We start from the raw sequence: 23,969 nt of genomic DNA on the forward strand, positions 1-23,969 counted from the left end.
CATGCTCGCTCGAGATGTCCTCGTTCTGCGCGACTTCCTGAATGTCGACGTGGAAGAGCAGCTGAATGGTCTCTTCCTTGATCGCCTCGATCATCTGGTTGTACATCTGGTAGCCTTCGCGCTGATATTCGACCAGCGGGTCGCGCTGGCCCATACCGCGCAGGCCGATGCCGTCCTTGAGATAATCCATCTCGTAGAGGTGTTCGCGCCACTTGCGGTCGAGCACAGCGAGGACCACACGACGTTCCAGCTGGTGCAGTGCCTCTTCGCTAAGCTTCTCGCCCAGTTTCGCATAGGCTTCCTTGGCGGAATCGACGATGAGCTTGCGCAGAGCCTCGGAGGCCTTGTCGCCCTTGAGACCACTCACAGCCTTCTTGGCTTCGTCCTCATCGACCGTGATGGTCACGATCTGGGAGAGCGCCTTAAACAGGCCGTCCCAATCCCAATCCTCAGGCTTGGCGGAGCCGCGGTTTGCGCCGCGGATGTAGCTGGCGACGGTCTCGTCAATGAAGCGCAGGATGTCCTCGTGGATATCCTCGCCCTTGAGCACGGCCTGGCGCTCGGCGTAGATGACCTTGCGCTGCTTGTTCATCACGTCGTCATACTTGAGGACGTTCTTACGGATTTCGAAGTTGCGCGATTCGACGGCCTTCTGCGCGTTGCGCACGCCCTTGGACACGCTCTTCGATTCGATCGGCAGACCTTCCGGAAGACCGCGGGACATCACACGCGCAACAAGCTGGGTGTTGAACAGACGCATGAGGTCGTCCTCGAGGCTCAGGTAGAAACGGGATTCACCCGGATCGCCCTGACGACCGGAACGGCCGCGCAGCTGGTTGTCGATACGGCGAGACTCATGGCGTTCGGTGCCGAGCACGTACAGACCGCCCAGCTTGGCGACTTCGTCATGCTCGTCCTTGACCTGTGCCTTGACCTCGGCCAGCGTACCGGGCCAACGCTTCTCGTACTCCTCCGGGGTGTCCTCGGGCGAGTAGCCTTCCTTCTTGAGCTTGGCGTCGGCGAGGAACTCGACGTTGCCGCCGAGCATGATGTCGGTACCGCGGCCGGCCATGTTGGTGGCAACCGTGACTGCGCCCTTACGACCGGCGACCGCGACGACCGCGGCTTCCTTCGCGTGATGCTTCGCATTGAGCACCTGGTGAGGAATCTTCGCCACATCAAGCAATGAGGAGACGACTTCGGAGGATTCGACCGATGCAGTGCCCAGCAGAACCGGCTGACCCTTGGTATGGCGCTTGGCGACATCCTCGATAATCGCGTGCAGCTTTTCTTTCTTCGTGCGGAAGATCAGATCGTCCTGATCCTTGCGGATCATCGGCTTGTTGGTCGGAATCGGAATCACGCCAAGCTTATAGGTGCCCATGAATTCGGCGGCCTCGGTCTCGGCGGTACCGGTCATGCCGGCAAGCTTGTCATACATGCGGAAGTAGTTCTGCAAGGTGATGGTCGCGAAAGTCTGGTTCTCCGCCTTGACCTCGACGCCTTCCTTCGCCTCGATGGCCTGATGCAGGCCTTCGTTGTAGCGACGACCCGGCAGGATACGGCCGGTGTGCTCGTCGACGATGAGTACCTCGCCGTGGGTGACCACGTAGTCGCGGTCGCGAAGGAAAAGCTCCTTGGCCTTGATTGCGTTGTTCAGATAGCCGATCAACGCGGTATTGCTGGGCTCATAGAGATTGTCAATGCCGAGGTAATCCTCAACCTTGCTGATGCCCGGGTCAAGGATACCGACGGTCTTCTTCTTCTCGTCGACCTCGTAGTCCTCGTCTCGGGTGAGCTTGGGGACCAGACGCGCGAACTGGCGGTACCAACGGGTGACATCACCCTCGGCCGGGCCGGAGATAATCAACGGGGTACGGGCCTCATCGATCAGGATGGAGTCGACCTCATCGACGATGGCGTAATGGTGGCCGCGCTGCACAAGCTCGCTCTTGTCCCACGCCATGTTGTCGCGCAGATAATCGAAGCCGAACTCGTTGTTCGTGCCATACGTGATGTCGGCATTGTACTGTTTGCGGCGCTCCTGCGGCTTCTGGTCGGTGACGATGCAGCCGACACTCATACCGAGGAACCGGTAGACGCGGCCCATAAGCTCGCTCTGGTAGCTGGCGAGGTAGTCGTTGACGGTGACCACATGCACGCCCTTGCCTTCGAGCGCATTGAGGTAGCTCGGCAGGGTTGCGACCAAGGTCTTGCCTTCGCCGGTCTTCATTTCTGCGATATTGCCCCAATGCAATGCCGCACCGCCCATGAGCTGCACGTCAAAGTGACGCATGCCCAGTGTGCGCTTCGAAGCCTCACGTACGGTGGCGAACGCCTCCGGCATAATGTCGTCAAGGCTCTTGCCGTTGTCAAGCTCCTGCTTGAACTTGGCGGTCTGTCCTTTGAGTTCCTCGTCGGAGAGGGCCGATATCTCGTCCTCAAGCGCATTCACCGCTTTCGCGACGTTTTCCAGCTTCTTCAGCTGGTGGCCTTCACCCATGCGTAGGGCCTTGTCGACGATGTTTACCACGTTTCGCTCCCTAGTTCATTCAGCACGACGAGCGCGGCGGGCTACCCAGTCCGCACACAACTCATCCCATAGTACGCGACGGAGGGGATTTTACACTCCCCTGCTCCAATTGCGCCGACACGGGCGGGTCGTGCGCCCGGCCGGCATGACGGGAGCCCGCGTGCACTGCAACGCGGGCTCCCGTCGCTATATTTCTACGGAACCGCTATCGAGCGGCCGGTGTTCAGGCTTCCTTCTTGGCCTTGGCCACGTTTTCGGCGGTGTCGATCTCGAAGACGCCGTAGCTCCAACCGTGACGATGGTAGACCACCGACGGACGACCGGTTTCCTTGTTGACGAACAGGAAGAAGTCGTGGCCGATCAGCTCCATCTCATACAGGGCCTCGTCGATGCTCATCGGTTCAGCGATGTGCAGCTTGCGACGGATGACAATCGGCGTGTCGCCAACCTGGACCTCAACGGATTCACCCGGACCCAAATCGGATGCCACCGCAGCCTGCGGGCTGTTGTCCGGCTCCTCTTCCTTGGGCTCCTCCTCGTCCGGGGTCTCAACCGGTCCAAGATCGACCGGAACCGGGTTGACATAACCACGACGGTGATCCTTGCGGCGATCACGGGCACGACGCAGACGGAGCGTCAGCTTGTCCAGAGCCATGTCGAGAGCGCTATACTCATCGGAGCTCGACGCTTCGGCGCGGACTACGGTGCGTCCGGCCACCACGGTGATCTCAACGCGCTTGGCGGTATCTGCCTGACGCGGATTACCCTCGTGGGTCACGACAATCTGAGCGCGCTGGGCGTCCGGAGCGATTGCGGTCACACGATTCATCTTGCTTTCAACGACGTCACGGAATTTCTGACTGATCTGCGTGTGACGTCCGGTGATGACGATTTCCATGTGGACCTCCTAGCCTCAAGCGGTGTTACCCGCTGTGTGTGGGTTGTTCCGAACTGCGTCTTCGCCGTCCGGGTATGTCTTATTGTAGCCGAATACTTCGCAAAGTGAAGACAATTCGCTCTCGGGTGTCAGAATTTTCCTCGTCATCGTGCTGTATCGGGCGTGTGCTTATAATGGTGATTCTGAGACCCCATGATGGCCGCGGTCAATATGACTGAGGAACTTCCGGGCTCCACAGAGCACGATGGCGGATAACATCCGCCCAGGGTGACCTGAGAGATAGCGCAACAGAGAACAGACCGCCCGGCTTCGGCCGAGTAAGGGTGAAACGGCGGTGCAAGAGACCACCGGGCCACTGGTGACAGCGGCCGCATGGCAAGCCTCATCGGGAGCAAGGCCAAGCAGAAGACGTCAAGGGTTGCTCGCCCATGTCTTCGGGTAGGCTGCTAGAGCCTGGCGGCAACGTCAGGTCGAGATGGATGGCCATCCGTGTGGAGACACACGACAGAACCCGGGGTATGTGGGGTCTCGTTTACTTCCAGGACCCGCCACTTAGGCGGGTCTTGTTGTATCCGGCGGCAGTTTGCATGCCAGTGTATCAAGTATCGGTGTATCGGGCATCGGGGCGTATAGGCCAACACGCGTTCCGACGCCGGCGCTTTTGCAGCTCGCAAACCGTGTATCACACCTTCTGCCGACACCCACAAGCCACCCAGCGTCGGCACAACCTTCCACTGACACCCACGACTCCCTCAGCGTCGGCACAACCTTCTACCGACACCCATGACTCCCTCAGCGTCGGCACAACCTTCTACCGACACCCATGACTCCCTCAGCGTCGGCAGAAGCAGAGGGATTTCGGTGAGACGGCGCATGCTGACAATGCCGACCTGTATGCCCTCGATGCGGGTACAACTGGAGAATCGCGGCAGCCAGCGAAATCCGACAGTCCTCGCAAACCATCCTCGTGCGCGACCCACTTCGCATGCGACGGTCTTCGTACGCGACCGTCCTCGTGCGCAACCGTCCTCACACTCGACGGCCCTCACTCGCATGCATCCGTCATCAGTCGCAAATAGAAAGACGAGACGAGCACGCCGACAGCCGCGATGCACCCCGCCACGCGCACCAACTCGACCACGTCAAGAAACATGACGAGACGTGGTCGCCGAGAGCCGCGATGCCCGGACACGCCGTTAGCTGGCGCATCCGGGCATCGCGGTTGCGATTCCACAAGAATCAGGTATGCCTCATCAGGCATCCTTGTCGAACAGGCTGTGCGATATGTCCCGCAGGATGTCAGGACTATGACCTTTGCGCCCGCCGGCAGCCCAGAACCGCCTCCGCCTGACTTGCAAATCAAGCCCCGCTGTACGAGCAGCGACGCTACGCCCGAGCTCCCAAGCCGCATCGACGAATACGCCGGCTTCACGGGCTTCGCTGACCACCTGTTGAGACAGTGCTCGGTCAACGCGTTTGCGCGACAGCTCAAGCAGTGTACCGCGCTCCCCCAGCATGCGCCCGGCGCAATACCTGACCACTGATCTTGCGTATTCCTCGTCGTTGACGAGACCGACTTCACGCAATCTCGCTACGACAGCGTCGGCGACGGTTTCGTCGTACCCCTTGAGGACAAGACGCTCCAGCAGCGCCGCGCTCGAACGATCCGCACAGTCCAGCAGACGCAATGCCGCTTCCCGGCAAGCATCCTCATCACATGGGTCGCTCGGCCCTTCCTTAGATGCGGCAACGCCTTTGGCCCCGGCGCCCCGGGCCCACGACCTTCCGGCCCGTTTGGCTTTTCCGCGCGCCCAACTCCGCGCATGTGACCTAGCATCGTGTTGATTATGGTCTTCCGGATGCCCGTCGTTCGCATCTTCGAGGGCATCCGACCGAGGCGCGCCCATCGCCACGTCTGATACGGCATCATGCGCGGCGATGGGAGTACCGTGTTGCGCGATAAACGCTTCGGCGTCGATCATCGGATGTCAGGCTTTTTTCGATGCCGCCGCAGAATCGGCAGCAGCCGCTTTGCCAGCCTGGCCACTTGTCGGCGCGGCAGCCACTGCCGCCTCATCGCCGTCAGCGAATTGGTCAGTCGGCTCAATCAGGCCGAACGCCTCCTTGACCTTGGTCTCAATCTCGTCGGACAGCTCGGGATTGTCTTTGAGATATTTGCGCACGTTCTCACGGCCTTGACCCAACTGGTCGCCGTTGTAGGTGAACCAGGAGCCCGACTTCTTGATGACATTGCTCTGCAACGCCATATCGATGATCGAGCCTTCCTTGGAAATGCCTTCGCCGTAGAGCACGTCGAACTCGGCGGACTTGAACGGCGGCGCCATCTTGTTCTTGACGACCTTGACCCTGGTACGGCTGCCGACGGCTTCGTCCCCGTTCTTCAGGGTTTGAATACGTCGAATGTCAAGACGCACCGACGAATAGAACTTCAACGCCTTGCCGCCGGTGGTAGTTTCCGGATTGCCGAAGAACACACCGATCTTCTCGCGCAACTGATTGATGAAAATCGCCGTGGTGTTGGCTTGTGCAAGGGCGCCGGTCATCTTGCGCAACGCCTGGCTCATCAAACGCGCCTGAAGACCGACATGGCTGTCGCCCATATCGCCTTCGATCTCAGCCTTAGGCACCAGCGCGGCCACAGAATCGATGACGATCACGTCAAGCGCACCAGACCTGATGAGCATATCCGCGATTTCCAATGCCTGCTCGCCGTTGTCTGGCTGAGATACGATCAGTGAATCGGTATCCACCCCCAAATGGCGTGCATACACCGGATCCAATGCATGTTCGGCGTCGATGAACGCGGCGACACCGCCCGCCTTCTGCGCGTTGGCGACAACATGCAGTGCAAGCGTGGTCTTGCCGGAAGATTCCGGTCCGAAAATCTCCACGATACGGCCGCGCGGCAATCCGCCGATGCCGAGGGCCATGTCAAGCGCAAGTGAACCAGTGGGGATTACTTCAACATTCTGCTCCGGACGATCACCCAGACGCATTGCCGAGCCTTTTCCGAAGCTCTTCTCCACCTGCGCAAGCGCAGTGTCCAATGCGGCTTTACGCCGGGGATCGATCTCGTGAGCCCCGGATTCCTGGGCGGCCCCGCCAGCTTTGGCGCCCGCCGCTTTGGCCGATTTTGTCTGCTGTGCCATGTGTTCTCCTTATCTTCACGATTTCAGCGACGATTTCCACGCTACGTGAACCACGCCGATGGTTCCACCCCACACCGGCAATGTGGTCAAAGGTTGCATTGCCTTCTGCGCCAAGGCCTCAGGGCATCCCGTCACGGAATCGTGTCGTGCTGTTACCACTATACCGCATCATGCGAACAAATGTTCGAATACCACCCGCCGGGCAGCGCAAGCCGAATGTCCATCACCTGCCGTCTCACCGACCGGCGGGCAACGGCGGCGCGTTGTGGTCCTTCCCCCAACGCCTGGAATCGGGGATATCCATCTGGTCGCACAGCACATTCCACACGACGCGGGGCTCCTCCCCCGCGGCAAGTGCTTCGACCACCGTCATATCACCCAATTTGGGCAGCCGTTGATCCTTGGACAGGCTCCGACCATACACACGGCCGAACACCTCCTCCAACAGTTGCCAAAATTCACGTTCACGCACGCAGCAAGTCTCGCACAACCGGGCTACAAGCCCACCAACGACCGCCCGCTTTCTACTTGCCTGCCTCCAATTGCACACCTGCCACCACGCATCCGCCTGTGCCGGGGAACATCCGCGCCGCCGAAGCCGCACACACAAAACGGGCGCCTCCAGCCGTAATCGGTAGGAAGCGCCCGCGTTTTCCAACAAACCGTCAACCGGCGATTCTTCGCCGACGTCCGGCTAACGCCCATCAATCAGGCATGCACCGAATCGAGATAATCAGCCACCATACGCAACATCTGCGCGGTGCTCAAGCCGAGTGAAGCTGCAATCGAGCTGAGCAGCTCCGAGCTCGCTTCTTTCTGGCCACGCTCCACCTCGGAAAGATAGCCAAGGGAAACTCCCGCCTTCTCGCTGACCTCACGCAAAGTCTTATGGTCACGGGTGCGCAAATCGCGCAACACATGGCCAATGGCCTCACGCAGGGAGACATCCTTCAGTTGCGAGGCCTCCTCATGCCTGCGAATCGTGGCATGCGGCTTGGTGTGCTCGGCGTCTTCCTCTTGCCACATGCGAGACAGCGCCGACTGACGCTCGTCCTTCGCCTTCTTCGCAGCACGCGCACGCAACACCTGCTGCTGCGCGAACATCACAGCACGACGCTGGGCCGGCGTCAAATCACGCATACGCGCCGCCTGCCCCGCACGAATCTGGGAATTCTGAACTGCCTTGGTTTCCGTCATCTGATTGGTCTGGGTCATCGTTTCCATCTGCGCAACCCCTTTCGGCTTCGTGTCGTTTTTTCTACACCATGAACAACCGGGAGTGCGGCGAAATTATTCCTGTAGCCCAACTGTGAGCTGCCTCACATTGTTCAATACGTGCCATACCGTCTGTTCGCGCACCCGCCCGCGATCGCCGTGCAAATGCAGTTCCACCGCGGATTCGGTGCGCTCCCCACCCGTCAACACGGCCGGAAGGGAACAGCCGATATACACAAGACCAGCGGGCTTGTCCCCGTCAGGCCCGGGACCGGCGACCCCGGTTGTGGACAGGCCAATCACACGGCCTCCGTACTCCGGCTGATCATACAGGCGGGCGGTCGCGGCGGCCATCTGACGGGCGACCTCAGGATGCACCGCACCTTCACGCGCCAACAACGAGGCATCGACGCCGAGAATCTTCGCCTTCGCGCGGATGTCATAGGTGACGGCAGACCCGAGGAATACCTCGGACGCGCCCGGAATACGTACGAACGCGTCCGCAAGCAGGCCGCCCGTCAGCGATTCTGCGGCGGCGATTTTCACGCCGTGCCGCTTGCAATACTCCAGCACCTGCGTGGCGAGCCCGTCACGCTGCGCCAAACCATACCCCGTGACCGGCATTCAGCGCTCCGTGGCCTGCGCGGCACCCCGACGCGCCTTGACGACGCGGTACACGTACAGCGCCCCTGAATACAGGCACAGGAACAGGGCCACGTAGATCAGGAAGTTCGTGATGAAAGTGTAGACGTTCAGCGCGGTGGCATTCGTGATGAACGTGTACGCCGGAACCAGCAGCATGCCCAGGCCGATGCACTGGCACAACGTCTTGTACTTGCCGGCCTTGTCCGCCGCGATTACCTTGCCGCCGGTGTCGATGACGAAGAAGCGCATCACGGTGATACCGATCTCACGGATGAGGAACAGGATGGTCACCCACCAGAAGACCTCGCCGAATGCGGAGGCAACGATCAGTGTTGAGCAGGTGAGCAACTTGTCGGCGATCGGGTCCATGAGTTTGCCCAGCTCGGTGACCTGGTTGTATTTTCTGGCCATCCACCCGTCGAGTTTGTCGGTCGAAGCGGCGATGATGAACAGAATCGCGGCCGTCCACCGCAGGCCGTGACTATGCGAACCCCACGGGCCGGCGGCGATATCGATGCCAAGAAAGACCAGCACCAACACGATTCGCGTATAAGTGACGATGTTCGGAGGGCTGTTCCAGCCGTCCAGAAGCGATACCTTGTGTTCTTGTTCAGTCTGCATACCGTTCACCTTACCTCTACTGCACTACCGGACGATGACAACAAGCTTTGAATTCACTAGCGGCTTGGCGCGTCCGGCCAGGGTATCCGCGCGCGTGCCTGAAGTGTCTGCGCGATGTCGAAGACACCTCCATAGTGCCACCGACATCGCACAAATCCCGCCGCCGTGTCTTCAAATCCTCTCGGGCGATTACGCCTCGCCATCCGCCCCGCCATCGGAAGCTCCGCCCGAAACAATCGAATCGGTTTTGCCTTCAATGAACGCAAGCACCTGCGGCAAATCCTGCGGCTGGACCAACACTTCCCTGGCCTTGGACCCCTCGGACGGACCGACAACCCCACGCGATTCAAGCAAATCCATCAGACGCCCGGCCTTGGCGAAGCCGACACGCAGCTTGCGCTGGAGCATGGACGTCGAACCGAACTGGGTGGTGACCACCAGCTGGGCGGCTTGCAGAAGTACATCCATATCGTCACAGATGTCTTCGGTCGGGTCGACCGTATGCTTGTCCGCCTCCTTGGCCATCTGCTCGATGTCCTCGCGATAATGCGGTTTGCGTTGGGTGCGTACGAATTCGACCGCTTTGCGAATCTCGGATTCCCCGACCCACGAGCCTTGCACACGAATGGGACGCGCCTGTCCCATCGGCAGGAACAGCGCATCGCCCTGTCCGATCAGGGTCTCGGCGCCTGTGGTATCGAGGATCACGCGCGAATCCGTCGCCGACGAGGTCGCGAATGCCAAGCGAGACGGGATATTCGCCTTAATCAGGCCGGTAACCACATCGACCGACGGACGCTGGGTGGCGAGCACCAGATGTACGCCGGCGGCGCGAGCCAGCTGGGTGATGCGCTGGATCGAGCTTTCGACATCGTTCTTCGCGACCATCATGAGGTCAGCCATCTCGTCGACAACCACCAGCAGGTACGGGTATGGGGCAACCTTGCGTTTCGAGCCGGCCGGGGCATGCACTTTGCCTTCCATCACGGCCTTGTTGAAGTCCTTCATGTTGCGGAAGCCGAAGAACTGGAGGTCGTCGTAGCGGGCGTCCATCTCCTTGACCACCCATTCCAGCGCCTGAGCGGCATGCTTCGGATCCGTGATGATCGGCGTGAGCAAATGCGGGATGCCGGCGTACGCGGACAATTCAACGCGCTTGGGGTCGACGAGGATCAAGCGCACCTGCTCCGGCGTGGCGCGCATGATAATCGACATGAGCATCGAGTTGATAAAGCTGGACTTACCTGAACCGGTCGCGCCGGCGACCAGCAGATGCGGCATTTTCGTCAGATCGGCGGTGACGAAATGACCTTCGACATCCTTGCCGACACCGGCGAGCATCGGATTGGGGTCGTTGCGTGCCTTGTCCGAACGAAGCACGTCGCCCAAATGCACGATTTCGCGATCAATATTCGGAATCTCGATGCCGATTGCCGATTTGCCGGGAATCGGCGAGAGAATACGCACGTCGGAACTCGCCACCGCATAGGCGATATTGCGCTGGAGATTGGTGACCTTCTCGACCTTGACACCCGGTCCGAGCTCGACCTCGTACTGGGTGACGGACGGCCCGCGCAGGAAGCCAACGACTTTCGCGTCGACCTTGAATTGCTGGAACGTGTCGGTCAGCGTGCGGATGACATTGTCGTTCGCCGGGGTGCGCATCGCATGAGGCTTGCCTTTGACGAGCATGCCGAGATCTGGCAGCTGATAGGGCCGGCTCTCATCGGGCTCGGCGGGCGTCTGGCCGCCCGTCTGCCCGGCGCCCTCGTCAGTCTGTCCTTCGGACGTCCCGTATGCCCCGGTTCCTTCCGGATCGGTGGCACCAGCGGTTTGCGTGCCGTCGCCTTGTGCATCGCTCTGCGCGATAGCGGCCCACGGGTCGTTACCCACCGACACACGCGAGGTGGGCACGATGGCCGGAGCTACCGGCATATGGGCATGGTCGTCGACCGCTTGTGAGATGCCGGTGCCGTCCGGGGCCATCGAGGAGACGCCCGAAGACACCGTGCGCGGGGTGCCCAGACGGGTTTCAGCAGCTTCGCCATGCTGCTTGGCCGCATGGGAGAAGGCCTCGTCACCAGCGTATTCGTCAAGGCGATCGTCGCTGTCCTGCTTGGGTTTGCGACGAAACAGCCTGGCGAAGAATCCCGGCTTGCGCTCCGGCTGCGCCTCAGCGTCATCATCGGAACCGTCATGGGCGGGCACGCCTTCGGCCATCTGCATGACGCCATCGCCGACCCGAACTTCGTTCGGGAACTGCTCGTCATCGTCCTCATCCTGATCGTCGTCACGATCCGCACCGCCGCCAAGACGATCAGCCAACGCGTGGAAGTGTTCGGGAAGATCCTGAACGTGGGTGCGTGTAATCAACAGCAGCGAGAACAGGGCGACAATCACGAATACGATGACCGCGAACACCTTCGACAGCCCCCATGCGAGCGGCGACCCCAGCAGGAAGCCGAACACACCGCCTGCATTCTCTAGGACCGACAGATCGAAACCGTGGGTGTCGGACGCCACAACGGCATCGATGATCGAGCAAATCGACCACAGCAGCAACACCCAGCCCGTCACCACACGCGGATTGTCGGAATCCTTGCCGGCATTGCGCATCAGACGAAACGCCACAATCGCGAGGAACACCGGAAGCACAACGCTCATCACGCCGAATGTGCCGGCGGCGAGCGTATGCAGGAAACGTCCCAAGGCCCCGTTGACCCGGAACCATTCGGAAGCGCAGAACAGCACCGAAAGAATCACCATTACAAAGCACAGGCCGTCACGCCGGTACATCGGGTCATACTCGCCGACGCCGGTGAGCGCCCTGACCGCAGCGCCGAAACCGCGCGGAATGGCGAGCAGCAGCTTCTTCCACAGCGGCTCCTCGCCGACGAGACGCTCGTCGTCAGACAATACGCGGGTGCGTGCCGTATCTTCCGTACCGGTACGTTTCGATGACCCGCTCGACCTGCGGCGGGTTGATGTCTTGTGCTCTTGTGAAGAGGATGAGGACGTGGTTCGTGCCATAGCGACTCTGATTCTAGCGTCCGGCGGTCACATCGTTGAAACGGGACAGCTTCGGCCTCTTACGCCTGGATGTCACCGAGATGGTGCTGGACGTATTCGTCGGCATGCGCGTCAATCGCGTCATACTCCCCCGCGTCCGCGTGATCGATAATCGCCATCGCGTTATCCAGCAGCTGAGGATTCAGCGCCTCAAGCCAATGGATGCGCGGGTCGCGGCCGAACCATCCCATCTGTTTGCGGGCAAGCCTGCGGGTTTTCTGCGCGATATCGAAGAACGCGTCATCCTCATCCCAGATGCCGTCCAGATAGTCGATGATCTGCTGGTAGCCCAGCGCCCGCCCGGCGGTGAAGCCCAGATGCGGGCGCAAGCGGCGTACTTCGTCCACGAATCCATGTTCACGCATCGACTGGGTGCGTTGCATGATCCGGTCGTCAAGCTCGCGCCGCGGCAAATCAAGCCCGATCTGCACGCTGGGAATCACGTAACGATAGCGGGGCAAGCTCGCCGAATACGGGCGTCCGGTTACTTCGATGACTTCAAGCGCACGGACAGTCCGCCGCGGGTTATGCGGGTCCATACGAGCCGCGGCCTCGGGATCCTTGGCCTTGAGCTCTTCGAACAGCGCGGCGGCGCCTTCCTCGCGCTCCCGCTGTTCCAAACGCTTGCGCACCTCGGGATCGGTGCCGGGGAAGGAGATGTCGTCAATCGCAGCGCGTGCGTACAGGCCTGAACCGCCGACCAGAATCGGCCTGATGCCTTGCGATTGCAGATCGTTGATACACTCGCGGGCAAGCGTCTGGAACCGGGCGACACTCATCGTGTCATCCGGGTCGATGATGTCAAGCAAATGATGCGGGACCTCGGCTTGTTCCTCAGGGGTAGGTTTCGCCGTGCCGATATCCATGCCCCGGTACATCTGGTAGGCGTCCGCGTTCACGATTTCCGCGCGCTCGCCGCGTTCCGTGAGAGCTTTCGCTATGGCGATGCCCAATCCGGTCTTGCCTGACGCCGTCGGACCGACAATCGAAACGGCACGCGGGGCCGAAGCCCCTGCGGATACAGTTGGCGACTGCTCGCAGCGGTCCAACAATCCGGAATCCTTCAGTTCTCCCATCGGTTCACTCTCGCCGTCCGCCTGCAGCATATACGCCTCCATGTCTGTCGTTTCTCTCCACCACTGTACTCAACCCACCCAGACGCCGTGGGACGCCCGGCACCGGTGTTCAGCCGCGACGGACCCGATAGGTTTGTCCCGCCTGCGGATCGGGGTCGGCAATCAGATTATGCTCACCGGCGTGGGTGACGGTCGCCGTCACAAAATCACCGACCTGCGGCTGCGGGCAGCCTTCAGGCACGCCGATATGCACCAACGCCCCGGTCCGCTCACGGCCGGTGACCCGATGCGTCTCATCGTCCTTCTTGCCATGGGTTCCGGTGACCATGACCTCCACATCTCGCCCTTCGAACTTGTCAAGCTCCTCTTGCGTGATCCGTTGCTGAAGAGCGAGCAGACGGTCGAAACGCTCCTGGACAACCTGCTTGGGAATCTGTTCCATCGCGGCGGCCGGGGTGCCCGGACGAGGCGAATATTCGAAAGTGAAGGCGGTCGAGAACCGCGCCTGTTCGACCACGTCGAGCGTACGCTGGAAATCCTCCTCGGTCTCCCCGGGGAATCCGACGATGATGTCGGTGGAGATGCGGGCGTCAGGCATCGCCTCCCTTACTTTGGACAGGATGGTCAAGAACCGTTCCGTACGGTACGAACGCCGCATGGCGCGCAGTACACGATCGGAGCCCGATTGCAACGGCATGTGCAGCTGGTGCATGACGTTCGGCGTCTGGGCCATCGCGTCGATGACATCGTCGGTGAATGCGGCGGGGTGCGGCGAGGTGAACCGGACGCGCTCCAGCCCCTCGACCTGTCCGCAGGCACGCAACAGCTTGGAAAACGCATACCGGTCCCCCATCCCGTAGCCGTACGAGTTGACGTTCTGCCCCAACAGTGTCACCTCTTTGGCGCCGTTGGCCACGCACTCGCGCACCTCGGCGAGCACATCGCCCGGGCGCCGGTCATGCTCGCGGCCGCGGGTGGTCGGCACGATGCAGAAGGTGCACGTGTTGTTGCACCCCACCGAAATCGACACCCACGAGGAGATACGCGAGGAACGGGCAGCCGGCAACTGGCTTGGGAAATAAGTCAGGTCGTTGGCGACATCGATCTGCGGCTCGCCGGTCGCGCGCGCTTGGTCAAGCAGACGCGGAAGTGAGGCAATGCTTTTCGTACCGAACACCGCATCGACCCACGGGGTCCGTTTGGCGATGCGCTCGCGGTCCAGCTGGGCCATGCACCCGCCGATTGCGATCTGCACGCACGGATTCGCATGCTTGTAGCGCGCCCAGCGTCCGATGGTGCCGTACATGCGTTCGGCGGCGTTCTCCCGCACCGCGCAGGTGTTCATGACCACAAGATCGAAATCATGCTGTGCGATCTGACGTTCACTCGCCGGCACGTACCCGTCCTGCTCCAGCACGCCTGCGATACGCTCGGAATCGTGCACATTCATCTGACAGCCGAGCGTATGAATATAGAACACACCCTTGCCGCGGCCGTCCGGCCGAACATTCCCCGACTGCCCGGCAGCCGGTCTCGAGGCGCGCTCCGCCTCGGTCATCATCGCTTCATCCATAACCGCCGATTGTATCGTCCGGTCGGCACACCGCCGGCGTGCCCGAACACCCGGCATGTCGCCGTGGAATCCGACACGTCCGGGGACCTCACGCTATCATGGTCAATCGTGATACTTGACCGACATAACCGCATCAATATTGGAGAGATGAAAGCGCGGCTGGGCGATTTGAAACTCGGCGAACAGTTTCCCGCGGAGGAGATTACCGAATTCATCGACCTCATGCAGGTCTATGAAGGCGCGATGTACGAAATCAGCACCAAGCTGGAAATCCTTGACAGCGAATTCCAAGTGCGATTCGCCCACAATCCGATCCATCATATAGAACGGCGATTGAAATCGGTGGATTCCATCCTCGGCAAACTGCAACGCAAATCACTGCCAATCAATACCCGGTCAATCAAAGACAACCTGTTCGATGTCGCCGGTATCCGCGTGATTTGCAACTACCGCGATGACGTGTACTCGGTTTCGAACTACCTGTCGGCACAATCGGATATCCAGGTGCTGCGCGTCAAGGATTACATCAAGAACCCCAAGCAGAATGGCTATCGCAGTCTCCATGTGATTTACGCCGTGCCGGTATTCCTGTCCGCGGGGGCGCATTACACGCCGGTCGAAGTGCAGTTCCGCACCATCGCGATGGATTACTGGGCGAGCCTTGAACACCAGTTGCGTTATAAATCCGACCTGCCCGACGCCAAACTCGCCGAACATTCGCAAACCCTGCTCGATTGCGCGCGTAGTCTGCAGAACATCGAAGCGCAAATGCAGGGCATTCACCGCGATATCACCGGGGCCCCGCGTGTTGAGGAGGCTCCGCAGGCCTGACGTCTCGCGTCTTGCGCAGAATCCCGAAACATCTGGTGCGTCCCGCTTGCCGACAAGGCGCACCAGATGTTCTTCCCGGCGCAGAATGTCAATACCATCGTGGGGGCGCCGGACCCCTGGGTCTCAAGGCCTTGAGACCCCAAAATACCCTAGAATCCCAGCGCAGGTCTGGTCAGTCCTTGTTCAAAGAAGCGGAACTCATGCTCCGACGAAACGAGCGCCGCATGCATCATATGCTCATATTCGTCAATCGATGCTTCGGCGGCCAGCCGATCACAGATCTGCACCTCGCGCAGCGTGCTCTCGGTGAATTCCGGGTCGGAGTACATGCGGATCCACTCGCCGAAGGGATGTGTGTCGACATCAATATGCTTGTTGCGCACCTGCTCGCGCATTTCCTTGCCCATGGCGGCGTACATCCAGAAACACGGCATGACCACGGCGGCAAGCCGGGCATACGAGCCGGAATCGGCGACCCGATGCTCGTGGCCGATATAGGCCGCGGTCACCTCGGAGCGGGAAGTGCCAGACGGGTCGAATCCATGCTTGACGTACCAGTTGTGGTGGAACATTACCTCGGAATCCACACCTCCGGAAGCCGCCTGTGCGAAGAACACCCGCTCGTCCAGGCGGTCGGCACGCGAGGAGGCGAGCGCCAGCAGCGACGTGTAATCGGTCAGATAGATGTCGTCTTGATGCAGGTAGAACGCGAAATCCTCCAATGACAGCGTGGCATCCACCATGCTGGTGATGAAGCGCATGCCGTGAATCCGTTCGCGGATGGGCCGCACACGGTTCCAGTAGTCGGCGCTGAAGCGCAATCCGGTCGGCGCGTGCTGCCATGTGAAATCGACTGGCCCGTGCCCTTTGCCCACGTGCAAACGGTCGGCGACGGCGATCGCCCCGTTCATCCACGTTTTCGCACGGCGTGCGGCCTGCTCCCATGTGTCGCATTGCGGACGCAGCGCGGCGAGCGTGCTGGACAGGGTGTCCCCCGTACCGTGGACGTTGTGGGTGCGCACCGCACGGCCTTCGATACGCGTGGTGCGCACCTCGCCCTGCCCGTCGGACGGTTCGGCGAGGACGTCGGTGCTTGACGCGCCGCCGGCGAGCGCGAGCGCACCGCCTTTGGCGTATACGGCGACGCCATAGCGCTTGCATACCTCGCGTGCCATGGATTCCAGCGTGTCGATATCCGCGGCTGGCTGGTCGGCGTCGGCGAGTGCAGCGAGTTCCGGCACATTCGGCGTGATGATGTCAGCCATGGGGATGATGTTGCGCAGGGCCTGTTCGGCTTGCGTGGTGAGCAGGGCGTCACCGGATTTCGCGTACATGACCGGGTCGAGGACGACTACCGGTTTGGCGATGCCCTCGTCACGGTAATGCTGCTCCAATGCGGTCAGCCACCCTTTGACCGCTTCGACGAGTTCGGGGGTGCCGAGCATACCGATTTTCATCGAGTCGATGATTGCGTCGTCGCTGACCGCATTGAGTTGCGCGACAAGGAAGTCCGGCTCCATGTTGACGATGCTGGTCACGCCCTGGGTGTTCTGTGCGAGGACGCTGGTCATGGCCGCATACCCGAACACTCCTTGTGCAGTGAACGCTTTCATGTCCGCCATGGTGCCGGCGCCGCCGATCGGGTCTGAACCTTCGATGGACAGGACTCTCAGCCGGGATGGCGCGTCTGCCGCACGCTCCCCCGCGGCCTCCAATTGTGCGAGCGCCGCCATGGCGCCGGTGACGCTCGGGGTTTCATTTGATTGCTGGTATTGCGGCTCACTCATGCCGGACATCCCTTCGCTAGTGCTGACTAGATCAGGTTCAACGGGTGTGTTCTCAGCCTGTCGGCACCCCGTGTCACCGGCAATCCACCATAGCCGACCCCACGGTCAATGCCGCCCTGCACACGTCCGCTCGGTTCGGATATGCTGGAATCATGCGAGAGAATGAGAAACGACGCCGTATCGTCGGCAGTGCGTTGTTGCTGCTGACATCCCTGATCTGGGGATTCGCCTTCGTCAGCCAAGTGCAGGGCATGCAATCGGTTTCCCCGATGTTCTTCAATGCGATCCGATTCACCTTGGGCGCCGTGTCACTGATGCCCGTGCTTGTCGTGATGTCAAGGATTCAGGCGGGGCGCGCGGCAACGCGGCAGTCCCCGAAAGCCAGCCGCGGCACTGTGGCGGTATGGTCCGCGGTGTGCGGGCTGATTTTGTGGGCCGGCGCCACCTCGCAGCAATACGGGGTCCAATTGAGCATGTCCGCCGGGCATTCCGGATTCGTGACCGCCTTGTATATCGTGCTGGTTCCGGTGCTCGGTCTCCTGTTCCTGCATCGGCGGATCCACATGCTCACCGTACTGGCGATTATTGTGTCGATAGTCGGGTTCTATCTGCTGTGCGTCACCGACTCCATCCGCACCATCAGTGTGGGCGATCTGGTGCTGCTGGCGAGCGCGGTATTGTATGCCACGCATATTCTCGTCATTGATCGGGTGGGCGGCAGGCTCAATCCGATTGCATTGTCGCTTGGCCAGTATCTGGTGGTCTCGCTGCTCAGCTGGGTGTCGACATTGGTGTTACACCAGGTGGATTGGCAGGGTGCGTTGGCCTGTGCGGGCGCGCTCGCGTACGCGGGCATCATGTCGGTGGGCGTCGCATACACGCTGCAGGTGGTCGGGCAGCGGGTTGTTCCACCATCGCAGGCCTCGATGATTATGTCGTTGGAATCGTTCTTCTCAGCTGTCGGCGGAGCGCTGATCTTGCATGAGACGATGTCGGGACGCGGATATGTGGGCTGTGCCATGATTTTCCTCGGCACGATTCTCGCCCAAATCGATCCAGAACATCTCATCAGACGATTTTCTCCAGATGATTCCCAGCAAAAGACCATAGAATAATCGCAAGAAAGGAACAATCATGACCTACGATCAGCAGCCCCAGAATCCCTCACCTCAACACATCCAATACCAGGCCGACGGACAGGGACAGCCACAGTACGGCCAACCCCAGTATGGCCAGCCGACCGCGCAGCCACAGGCCGTTTACTATCAGTCCCCTGCCGGCGCCGGCACGAGCGCAGGATATGCAGCCCCAGCTTCGGCCATTCCCGCCCAGGTCGCGTCAGTCACCGAACATGCGGAACGGACCTCAATGATCCGCGCCTACGCCGAAATGACTGCCGGTCTCGCGGTAACAGCCGTAGTGGCGGTGCTCACCCAGACCTTCGGACTGCTCAACAGCTTCCTGGCGGCCACCGGCAGCCTAGGGTGGATTGGTCTGATGCTCGTGCAGATTGTCATGGCCATCGCCATCGGCAATCGTGCGATGAATCTCAAGGCGGGAGCCGCACGCGTCCTGTTCTACCTATATGCCGCGTTGATGGGCTTCACGTTGAGCTCGATTTTCATGATTTACGACCTTGGCTCAATCGGAACGGTTCTTGCGCTGTGCACCGGGTTCTTCTTCGTGCTGACCATGCTGTCGCTGACCATGCGTTCCAGTCTGTTGAAAGCCGGCCCCATTCTTCTGGCCGCGCTCATCACTTTGATTGTCGGCGAATTCGTCATCATGCTCGTCGCTCCGGGTTCGACCGGAATCATGGTGATCTCCGCGATCGGCGTGCTCATCTTCGCCGGGCTGACCATGTACGACGCGCAGAAAACCCGTGTCCTGTTCGCGCAGTACGCCGGACAGCCTGAAGCAATCAAGAGCCTGTCAATCGTATGCGCGTTGAATCTGTATCTTGATTTCGTGAATATGTTCCTGTATCTGCTGCGTCTGTTCGGCAGCCGCGACTAAGGATCACACGTGCTGCGCGGTGCATACGTCGCACAGCACGTGTGATGATCGCAATCGGGCCCGGTCCCCTCATCAGGGACCGGGCCCGAATCATAGTCACGTGTGCATGCATCAGCGCGTCGAAACGAAGGTCGGGAACACCTCGTCGATCACCGCCGACCCCTTCTCCTGAGCGGACTGCGCATAATCGAAACGCAACGTGAGAATCGACTGCTGGGTGACGATCTCCTTCACGTATGTGATGGTGCCGTTCTCCGCATAACTGCACACCATGATGTCGCCGGACAGCAGATGGTAGGACACACTGCGCCCGGAAGCGCAGGCGGAGTATTCGCTCGAAACCGTAGCACCAGTCGTATTCGATGCGCCGGAGACCTTGATGGTCATGCCGATTGAATCGTCGGTGAAGGTTCGTGTCGCGCCGTTATCGGTTTCCTCATGCCAGACGTAGCCGTCGGGGATGGACACCCGGTACCCCATCGCATCATTCGTGTACACACCCGCCGGAGACGGTGTGGCAGCTGCGGATGGTGACGACGAAGAAGCCGATGTCGATGCGTCAGCCGACGGAGATGCAGGCGCTGAGGCGCTGGCTGTGGCGTTCGCAGACGGTTGGGTCGCCGATGTGCCATGATGGCGTGTCAGTGCGAACACAATACCCGCGCACACCAACAGCGCGACAACAACCACGATGATAATCGTGGCGCGCACCGGGGTCGCGGTTTTGCCTGCTGCTGGCGATTCCTCCGGACGTGCGGCCTTGACGCGGCTGCTTGCCGCATTCCGGTTTGTCTGCGGTGCTTCGCCGTTGGGCCGGTAGGCGGGCTGATTCGCGTCGGCGGGGATGGCGACGGTCGCTTCATTGTCGCCGGTGGGCTCCTCGGCGACAGGAAGCTGCCCGGTGGTGTCGGCTTCGTCAGACGGCAACGGCTCTTCCGCGCGCGCCTCTCCCTCGCCGGATTGCTCGAATGCAAACGGGAACTCGTTCGTAGACTCGTAGATCGCCGCGGTGCGTTCCGTCATTTCAGCCGGCGGGATATTGTACGGCAACGGGCCGGTTTCCGTACCGATGGCATCGCGGTCGATGACCTGGGTCAGTTCGTCGCTGCCAGACTCCTGTGTGTCGGGCGCCTGCGTATCGGAGTATGGGACATCAGACGACGCGTCGAATGACGGTGCGTCGGATGGGGTTTCAATCCGCTCATCCGATGTCAGGGCATCATCCGGTTGCGCGGGTTGCGCTGCTGACACCTGTTCGATTGACGGGTATTGCGCCGAGACGGGCGAAGAGGATTCCTCATCGTCTGGCGTATGACCGCTGTCCGGGGAGATCTTCCGATTCTCCGCGGTTTGCGGGTTCGTGTCCGCACTGTCCTGTGCAGCCGGCTCCTCCTCGCCTTCCGTATCGTCATCGTTCAAGTCCTGAACGGTATTCGGAGTATCACCCGTGCCGGGTATGTCGTTGCTGCCGGAAGCATCGGCTTCATCGGTGTGATTGGTGTGCTCGGCATCTGATACATCGTCGGCCGCGTTGTCAGCCTCGTCTGGGAATTGCGCAACCGGCTGATGGTCGGATTGCTGTTGCGACGACGTTGCGGATTGCCCTTCGGCATTGTCGGTGTTCAGACTCCAGATTCCTTCCGGCAGCGACGGGATTCCCCACGTGTCCGACGCCCAATCGAGCGCGAAATGGTAGTCCTTCTTCGCGGTTTCGGTCTGTGCAGGCTCGGTGGCCGATGTACCGGTCTCCCCTGAGACGGACCGTCCCTGCCCTGTGCGGGCGGACGATTGGCCGCTTTCGTGTGCGCCTTCCTGAGTGTTCCCCGAAGCGACGTCCGAATGCACTCCATCAACCGTTCCGATTGCACTCTGTGCAGCACCCGGACGCGTTTTGGCGTGTGGAATGACCGAATGGGCGGACGCGGCGAGCGCGGCGAGATCAGCCGACCCGTTGATGGCTGCCATCTGCGCCTGCTGGATGTATTCGCGCCGAGATATCGGGCGCGTGGGCTGTTCCTGGGCATCATACGACGACGCAGGCTGCATGCGGCGCGGAATCGCCTGCGTCGGTGTGTCGGATCCATGAGGGTCCGGACCTTCGAGCGTACCACCGCAATTCATGCAGATATCCCCGTCGTAAAAGACCTCAGAACCGCAATGCGGGCAATATCGTATGACGCTCATCTGCTCAATGTCCCTCCGCAACCATCATCATCAATCGCTTCCAACCCTAGCCCATGCCGTGCCTTTGGACGCCACGGAATCTGAAGTCGGCACAGATTCGCCGAACACCGCCGCGGGCGACCTGGCGAAAACGGGATTCGGGGGCTCAGCCACGCATACGGTATTGCTTCCAGATATCGGCCAAGCTGGTGCCGTCACTACGTTTCCACACGTTGAGCCCTTGGCTGCCGCCGCCTACCGCGCGGGCGGCCGCGGTCGGCGTGGTGTACTCCTCGCCGTTTTCCAAACGCATTGTGCCTTGCGGAGTGATTTCCGCTTTCCACAGTTCGCCTTTGCGCGGCCGTTTCCATTCCAGCTGTTCGCCTGCGGTCAGCAGCCCGGCGCGCAATACCGCGGCGATGGTCACCCGGCGTGAAGTCCTCACTCGCGGTTCGTCAGGCTCATCGGCCACATGCTGATTGGGCTGTGTGGACGCCGGCAGGATTTCCTGATGGTCATACGGGATCCCCCAGTACTGGGCGATGAGCTCGACTGTCTCCTGCTGCCGACCGGCAAGCGTCTGCGGCGTGCAGGTGACGATGTCTTCCAGTTGGCGGGTCAGTGGGAAACGTTTGGACGCGCTCATGGTGAGCATCCGGTCGCGGCGTTCGCGGAAGGATGTCACATGTTCCAATTTCGTGTTGTTCGTTTGGCTCAGCGCCATATTGCCCAGACGGTCCGACCAGTACTCCAAGTCGGCTTGGGTCCATCCGTCCTCCAACCGGTCTTTGCCCGTCGGCTCGGGCATGATCCGCACGGCTTGCAGGCTGCGCGGGCGGACGATGGCGAAACCGTTACTCTGCTCGTTCGCACGGATAAGCAGCAGGCGCGGCAACGATGGGTCGTTGGGCATTTCGCCGCGCAAGCGGATCAACGCGCGGCGGGCAGAAGACTGGTCGATGGTCAGGCCGGGCACGGTGGTCGGCGCCATGCCTTTGTCCAGATCGCGGACGGTTGTCGCGGCACGGCGACGACGGTCGAGTGATGTGGCCCGATTGAGGCAGTCCACTCCCCAGGCGCGTTCGGTCGCCCGCAGTATCTGCAGCAGACGGTCCACGTCGTGCAGTTCGGGCGCGGTCTCGTTGTCGGCACCGCCACGAGGCTTCGCATGTGCTGACGATGGGCGGAACACGACGGCGTCGCTGTCGCCCAGATTGCGAATGGAATGAACCAATGCCCACATCGCGATTGGTTTCCAGTCATCATTCGGATAATCACGCAACGCGACAATCGCTGCAATGACATCTGCGGGCAGCAGCGTATCCGTCGGCCGTTCCAGCACACGCCATGCGCGCACGTACGGCGACAGGATGCCATCGATGAAACCGGGAACCGACGTGTTACCTTTGTCGCCGCCGTTGATGCATGGGTCAAGCACGTCTTGTAGGAACTGGTCGATCAGACGTGAGCATTCCACTTTCCGGGAGACAATCAGATGGAGATCCCTGAAGAAACTCTCGCAGGATACCGGGTCGTCTCCGAGCGGGTCCATAATGTCGTCCCAACGCGCGGCGTACAGATCGCGTCGTGGCTCGTCAATCGCGGCGACGGCCTTGGCTTTGAACACGTCGGACACCGTCAGCGGCATGCCGCGCATGTTCATCACGTCGAATACGCGATGGGCGCCTTGCAGATCATCCGTGGAGACGATGACCAGCGTCACCATGTTGACCATGTAGGAGGCCAGCGTACGCCGCTCTTCAGGTTTCATACCGGCTAACGCGTCATAGGCGGCTTGCGCATTGTCGTGGATGTTGCGCTGCGCGTTCGTTTCCATATCCATATCGCGCAGGTCGAACAGGGATTCGAGATTGCCTTCCTGCACGTAGGATGCGAAGAATGAGGCGTCCCGTTCGCGCAGTGTGAGTCTGGGGGCAGTGTCGATATGCCGTAGCCGGTCGCCCGGATCGATGATGAGATTCGTCAGATCACTCGAAAGAGCCGGGTCGTCTTCGAGTTCGCGCATGGCGGCGATGATGATGATCAGGGAGACCAGGCGCTGCTGGCCGTCGATTACCTCGTATGCGTTGCCCTCGTCGTGGACGAGGATGAGCGAACCAAGGAAGTATGGGGTGTTCGGGGTCTGGGATGCTGAACGGATATCGTCGAGCAGCTGAAGCACGTTGCCCGGGCGCCAGGAATATGCCCGTTGGAATGATGGGATGGACAGACGATAATCCGATGTGAATACTCTGCCCAGCGGCTCTTCCGACGCGCTGATTGCCATGGTGCCTCCCCCTTGCCGCGCTTGTGCGGCGTTGTCTCTTGTTGCGATTCTACGCCATCCCTCAGGTGGCGGAAAACCGGTGAAA

General features: G+C 60.8%; 16 protein-coding genes, 1 other RNA gene, 1 pseudogene and 1 riboswitch. Of the genes and pseudogenes, 4 read left to right on the plus strand and 14 right to left on the minus strand.

What is annotated here, in order from left to right; translation table 11 throughout:
- Positions 1-27: 27 nt before the first annotated feature.
- Both secA and hpf read right to left on the minus strand, forming a co-directional pair.
- Positions 28-2,533: pseudogene (gene secA, locus K315_RS0105130) on the minus strand (preprotein translocase subunit SecA); the annotation flags it as partial.
- 223 nt (positions 2,534-2,756) lie between these two features.
- Positions 2,757-3,431 (minus strand): ribosome hibernation-promoting factor, HPF/YfiA family, encoded by a 675-nt coding sequence (gene hpf / locus K315_RS0105135; RefSeq protein ID WP_029576488.1) that lies wholly within the window; start codon positions 3,429-3,431, stop codon positions 2,757-2,759.
- A gap of 183 nt (positions 3,432-3,614) precedes the next feature.
- Here hpf and rnpB point away from each other — a divergent pair.
- An RNA gene (gene rnpB / locus K315_RS09990) (RNase P RNA component class A) lies at positions 3,615-3,966 on the plus strand.
- A gap of 718 nt (positions 3,967-4,684) precedes the next feature.
- Here rnpB and K315_RS10200 read toward each other — a convergent pair.
- From K315_RS10200 to miaB, 9 genes are all read right to left on the minus strand, one after another.
- A complete protein-coding gene (locus K315_RS10200) occupies positions 4,685-5,413 on the minus strand; it encodes a regulatory protein RecX (protein ID WP_029576489.1) in 729 nt (242 codons plus the stop codon).
- Between the two features lie 6 nt (positions 5,414-5,419).
- Complete coding sequence (recA, locus tag K315_RS0105145; protein WP_029576490.1) at positions 5,420-6,601, minus strand: recombinase RecA; 1,182 nt, start codon at positions 6,599-6,601, stop codon at positions 5,420-5,422.
- 235 nt (positions 6,602-6,836) lie between these two features.
- Positions 6,837-7,073, minus strand: coding sequence for a DUF3046 domain-containing protein (locus K315_RS0105150; protein ID WP_015450250.1), 237 nt, complete (start codon positions 7,071-7,073; stop codon positions 6,837-6,839).
- A gap of 236 nt (positions 7,074-7,309) precedes the next feature.
- Positions 7,310-7,825: a helix-turn-helix domain-containing protein gene (locus tag K315_RS0105155; RefSeq protein WP_029576491.1), complete on the minus strand. Its 516-nt coding sequence runs from the start codon at positions 7,823-7,825 to the stop codon at positions 7,310-7,312.
- 66 nt (positions 7,826-7,891) lie between these two features.
- A complete protein-coding gene (locus K315_RS0105160) occupies positions 7,892-8,440 on the minus strand; it encodes a CinA family protein (protein WP_029576492.1) in 549 nt (182 codons plus the stop codon).
- Positions 8,441-9,082, minus strand: a complete 642-nt coding sequence (pgsA, locus tag K315_RS0105165) for a CDP-diacylglycerol--glycerol-3-phosphate 3-phosphatidyltransferase (protein WP_015450247.1) — start codon at positions 9,080-9,082, stop codon at positions 8,441-8,443.
- A 189-nt stretch (positions 9,083-9,271) separates the two neighbouring features.
- Positions 9,272-12,112: an FtsK/SpoIIIE family DNA translocase gene (locus K315_RS0105170; protein ID WP_029576493.1), complete on the minus strand. Its 2,841-nt coding sequence runs from the start codon at positions 12,110-12,112 to the stop codon at positions 9,272-9,274.
- 59 nt (positions 12,113-12,171) lie between these two features.
- Positions 12,172-13,257, minus strand: coding sequence for a tRNA (adenosine(37)-N6)-dimethylallyltransferase MiaA (gene miaA / locus K315_RS0105175; RefSeq protein ID WP_029576494.1), 1,086 nt, complete (start codon positions 13,255-13,257; stop codon positions 12,172-12,174).
- Positions 13,258-13,336: 79 nt separating this feature from the next.
- Positions 13,337-14,800 (minus strand): tRNA (N6-isopentenyl adenosine(37)-C2)-methylthiotransferase MiaB, encoded by a 1,464-nt coding sequence (gene miaB / locus K315_RS0105180; RefSeq protein ID WP_029576495.1) that lies wholly within the window; start codon positions 14,798-14,800, stop codon positions 13,337-13,339.
- Positions 14,801-14,947: 147 nt separating this feature from the next.
- Between miaB and K315_RS0105185 the strand changes: the two genes are divergently transcribed.
- Entirely contained in the window at positions 14,948-15,631 is a 684-nt protein-coding gene (locus tag K315_RS0105185) for a GTP pyrophosphokinase (RefSeq protein ID WP_044085814.1), read from the plus strand.
- Between the two features lie 149 nt (positions 15,632-15,780).
- Here the strand turns inward: K315_RS0105185 and thiD are convergent, their stop codons facing one another.
- Positions 15,781-17,418 (minus strand): bifunctional hydroxymethylpyrimidine kinase/phosphomethylpyrimidine kinase, encoded by a 1,638-nt coding sequence (gene thiD, locus K315_RS10410; RefSeq protein ID WP_029576497.1) that lies wholly within the window; start codon positions 17,416-17,418, stop codon positions 15,781-15,783.
- Positions 17,410-17,499: riboswitch (TPP riboswitch) on the minus strand. Its footprint overlaps the gene before it by 9 nt.
- Positions 17,500-17,570: 71 nt before the next feature.
- Between thiD and K315_RS0105195 the strand changes: the two genes are divergently transcribed.
- Both K315_RS0105195 and K315_RS0105200 read left to right on the plus strand, forming a co-directional pair.
- Positions 17,571-18,533, plus strand: a complete 963-nt coding sequence (locus K315_RS0105195) for a DMT family transporter (RefSeq protein WP_029576498.1) — start codon at positions 17,571-17,573, stop codon at positions 18,531-18,533.
- A gap of 19 nt (positions 18,534-18,552) precedes the next feature.
- Positions 18,553-19,434, plus strand: coding sequence for a Bax inhibitor-1/YccA family protein (locus K315_RS0105200; protein WP_029576499.1), 882 nt, complete (start codon positions 18,553-18,555; stop codon positions 19,432-19,434).
- A gap of 111 nt (positions 19,435-19,545) precedes the next feature.
- Here the strand turns inward: K315_RS0105200 and K315_RS0105205 are convergent, their stop codons facing one another.
- Both K315_RS0105205 and K315_RS0105210 read right to left on the minus strand, forming a co-directional pair.
- Positions 19,546-21,618 (minus strand): hypothetical protein, encoded by a 2,073-nt coding sequence (locus tag K315_RS0105205; protein WP_029576500.1) that lies wholly within the window; start codon positions 21,616-21,618, stop codon positions 19,546-19,548.
- Positions 21,619-21,763: 145 nt separating this feature from the next.
- Entirely contained in the window at positions 21,764-23,884 is a 2,121-nt protein-coding gene (locus tag K315_RS0105210) for a GmrSD restriction endonuclease domain-containing protein (RefSeq protein ID WP_029576501.1), read from the minus strand.
- Positions 23,885-23,969: the final 85 nt, after the last annotated feature.

The sequence above is a fragment of the Bifidobacterium thermacidophilum subsp. thermacidophilum DSM 15837 genome, from assembly GCF_000426425.1.
In the GTDB taxonomy this organism is placed as follows: Bacteria; Actinomycetota; Actinomycetes; order Actinomycetales; family Bifidobacteriaceae; genus Bifidobacterium; species Bifidobacterium thermacidophilum.

Excerpts from the sequence above, each read along its gene's own strand:
- hpf (WP_029576488.1), bottom strand. The coding sequence starts at position 3,431 with ATGGAAATCGTCATCACCGGACGTCACACGCAGATCAGTCAGAAATTC.
- K315_RS10200 (WP_029576489.1), bottom strand. The coding sequence starts at position 5,413 with ATGATCGACGCCGAAGCGTTTATCGCGCAACACGGTACTCCCATCGCC.
- recA (WP_029576490.1), bottom strand. The coding sequence starts at position 6,601 with ATGGCACAGCAGACAAAATCGGCCAAAGCGGCGGGCGCCAAAGCTGGC.
- K315_RS0105155 (WP_029576491.1), bottom strand. The coding sequence starts at position 7,825 with ATGGAAACGATGACCCAGACCAATCAGATGACGGAAACCAAGGCAGTT.
- K315_RS0105160 (WP_029576492.1), bottom strand. The coding sequence starts at position 8,440 with ATGCCGGTCACGGGGTATGGTTTGGCGCAGCGTGACGGGCTCGCCACG.
- pgsA (WP_015450247.1), bottom strand. The coding sequence starts at position 9,082 with ATGCAGACTGAACAAGAACACAAGGTATCGCTTCTGGACGGCTGGAAC.
- K315_RS0105170 (WP_029576493.1), bottom strand. The coding sequence starts at position 12,112 with ATGGCACGAACCACGTCCTCATCCTCTTCACAAGAGCACAAGACATCA.
- miaA (WP_029576494.1), bottom strand. The coding sequence starts at position 13,257 with ATGCTGCAGGCGGACGGCGAGAGTGAACCGATGGGAGAACTGAAGGAT.
- miaB (WP_029576495.1), bottom strand. The coding sequence starts at position 14,800 with ATGGATGAAGCGATGATGACCGAGGCGGAGCGCGCCTCGAGACCGGCT.
- K315_RS0105185 (WP_044085814.1), top strand. The coding sequence starts at position 14,948 with ATGAAAGCGCGGCTGGGCGATTTGAAACTCGGCGAACAGTTTCCCGCG.
- thiD (WP_029576497.1), bottom strand. The coding sequence starts at position 17,418 with ATGAGTGAGCCGCAATACCAGCAATCAAATGAAACCCCGAGCGTCACC.
- K315_RS0105195 (WP_029576498.1), top strand. The coding sequence starts at position 17,571 with ATGCGAGAGAATGAGAAACGACGCCGTATCGTCGGCAGTGCGTTGTTG.
- K315_RS0105200 (WP_029576499.1), top strand. The coding sequence starts at position 18,553 with ATGACCTACGATCAGCAGCCCCAGAATCCCTCACCTCAACACATCCAA.
- K315_RS0105205 (WP_029576500.1), bottom strand. The coding sequence starts at position 21,618 with ATGAGCGTCATACGATATTGCCCGCATTGCGGTTCTGAGGTCTTTTAC.
- K315_RS0105210 (WP_029576501.1), bottom strand. The coding sequence starts at position 23,884 with ATGGCAATCAGCGCGTCGGAAGAGCCGCTGGGCAGAGTATTCACATCG.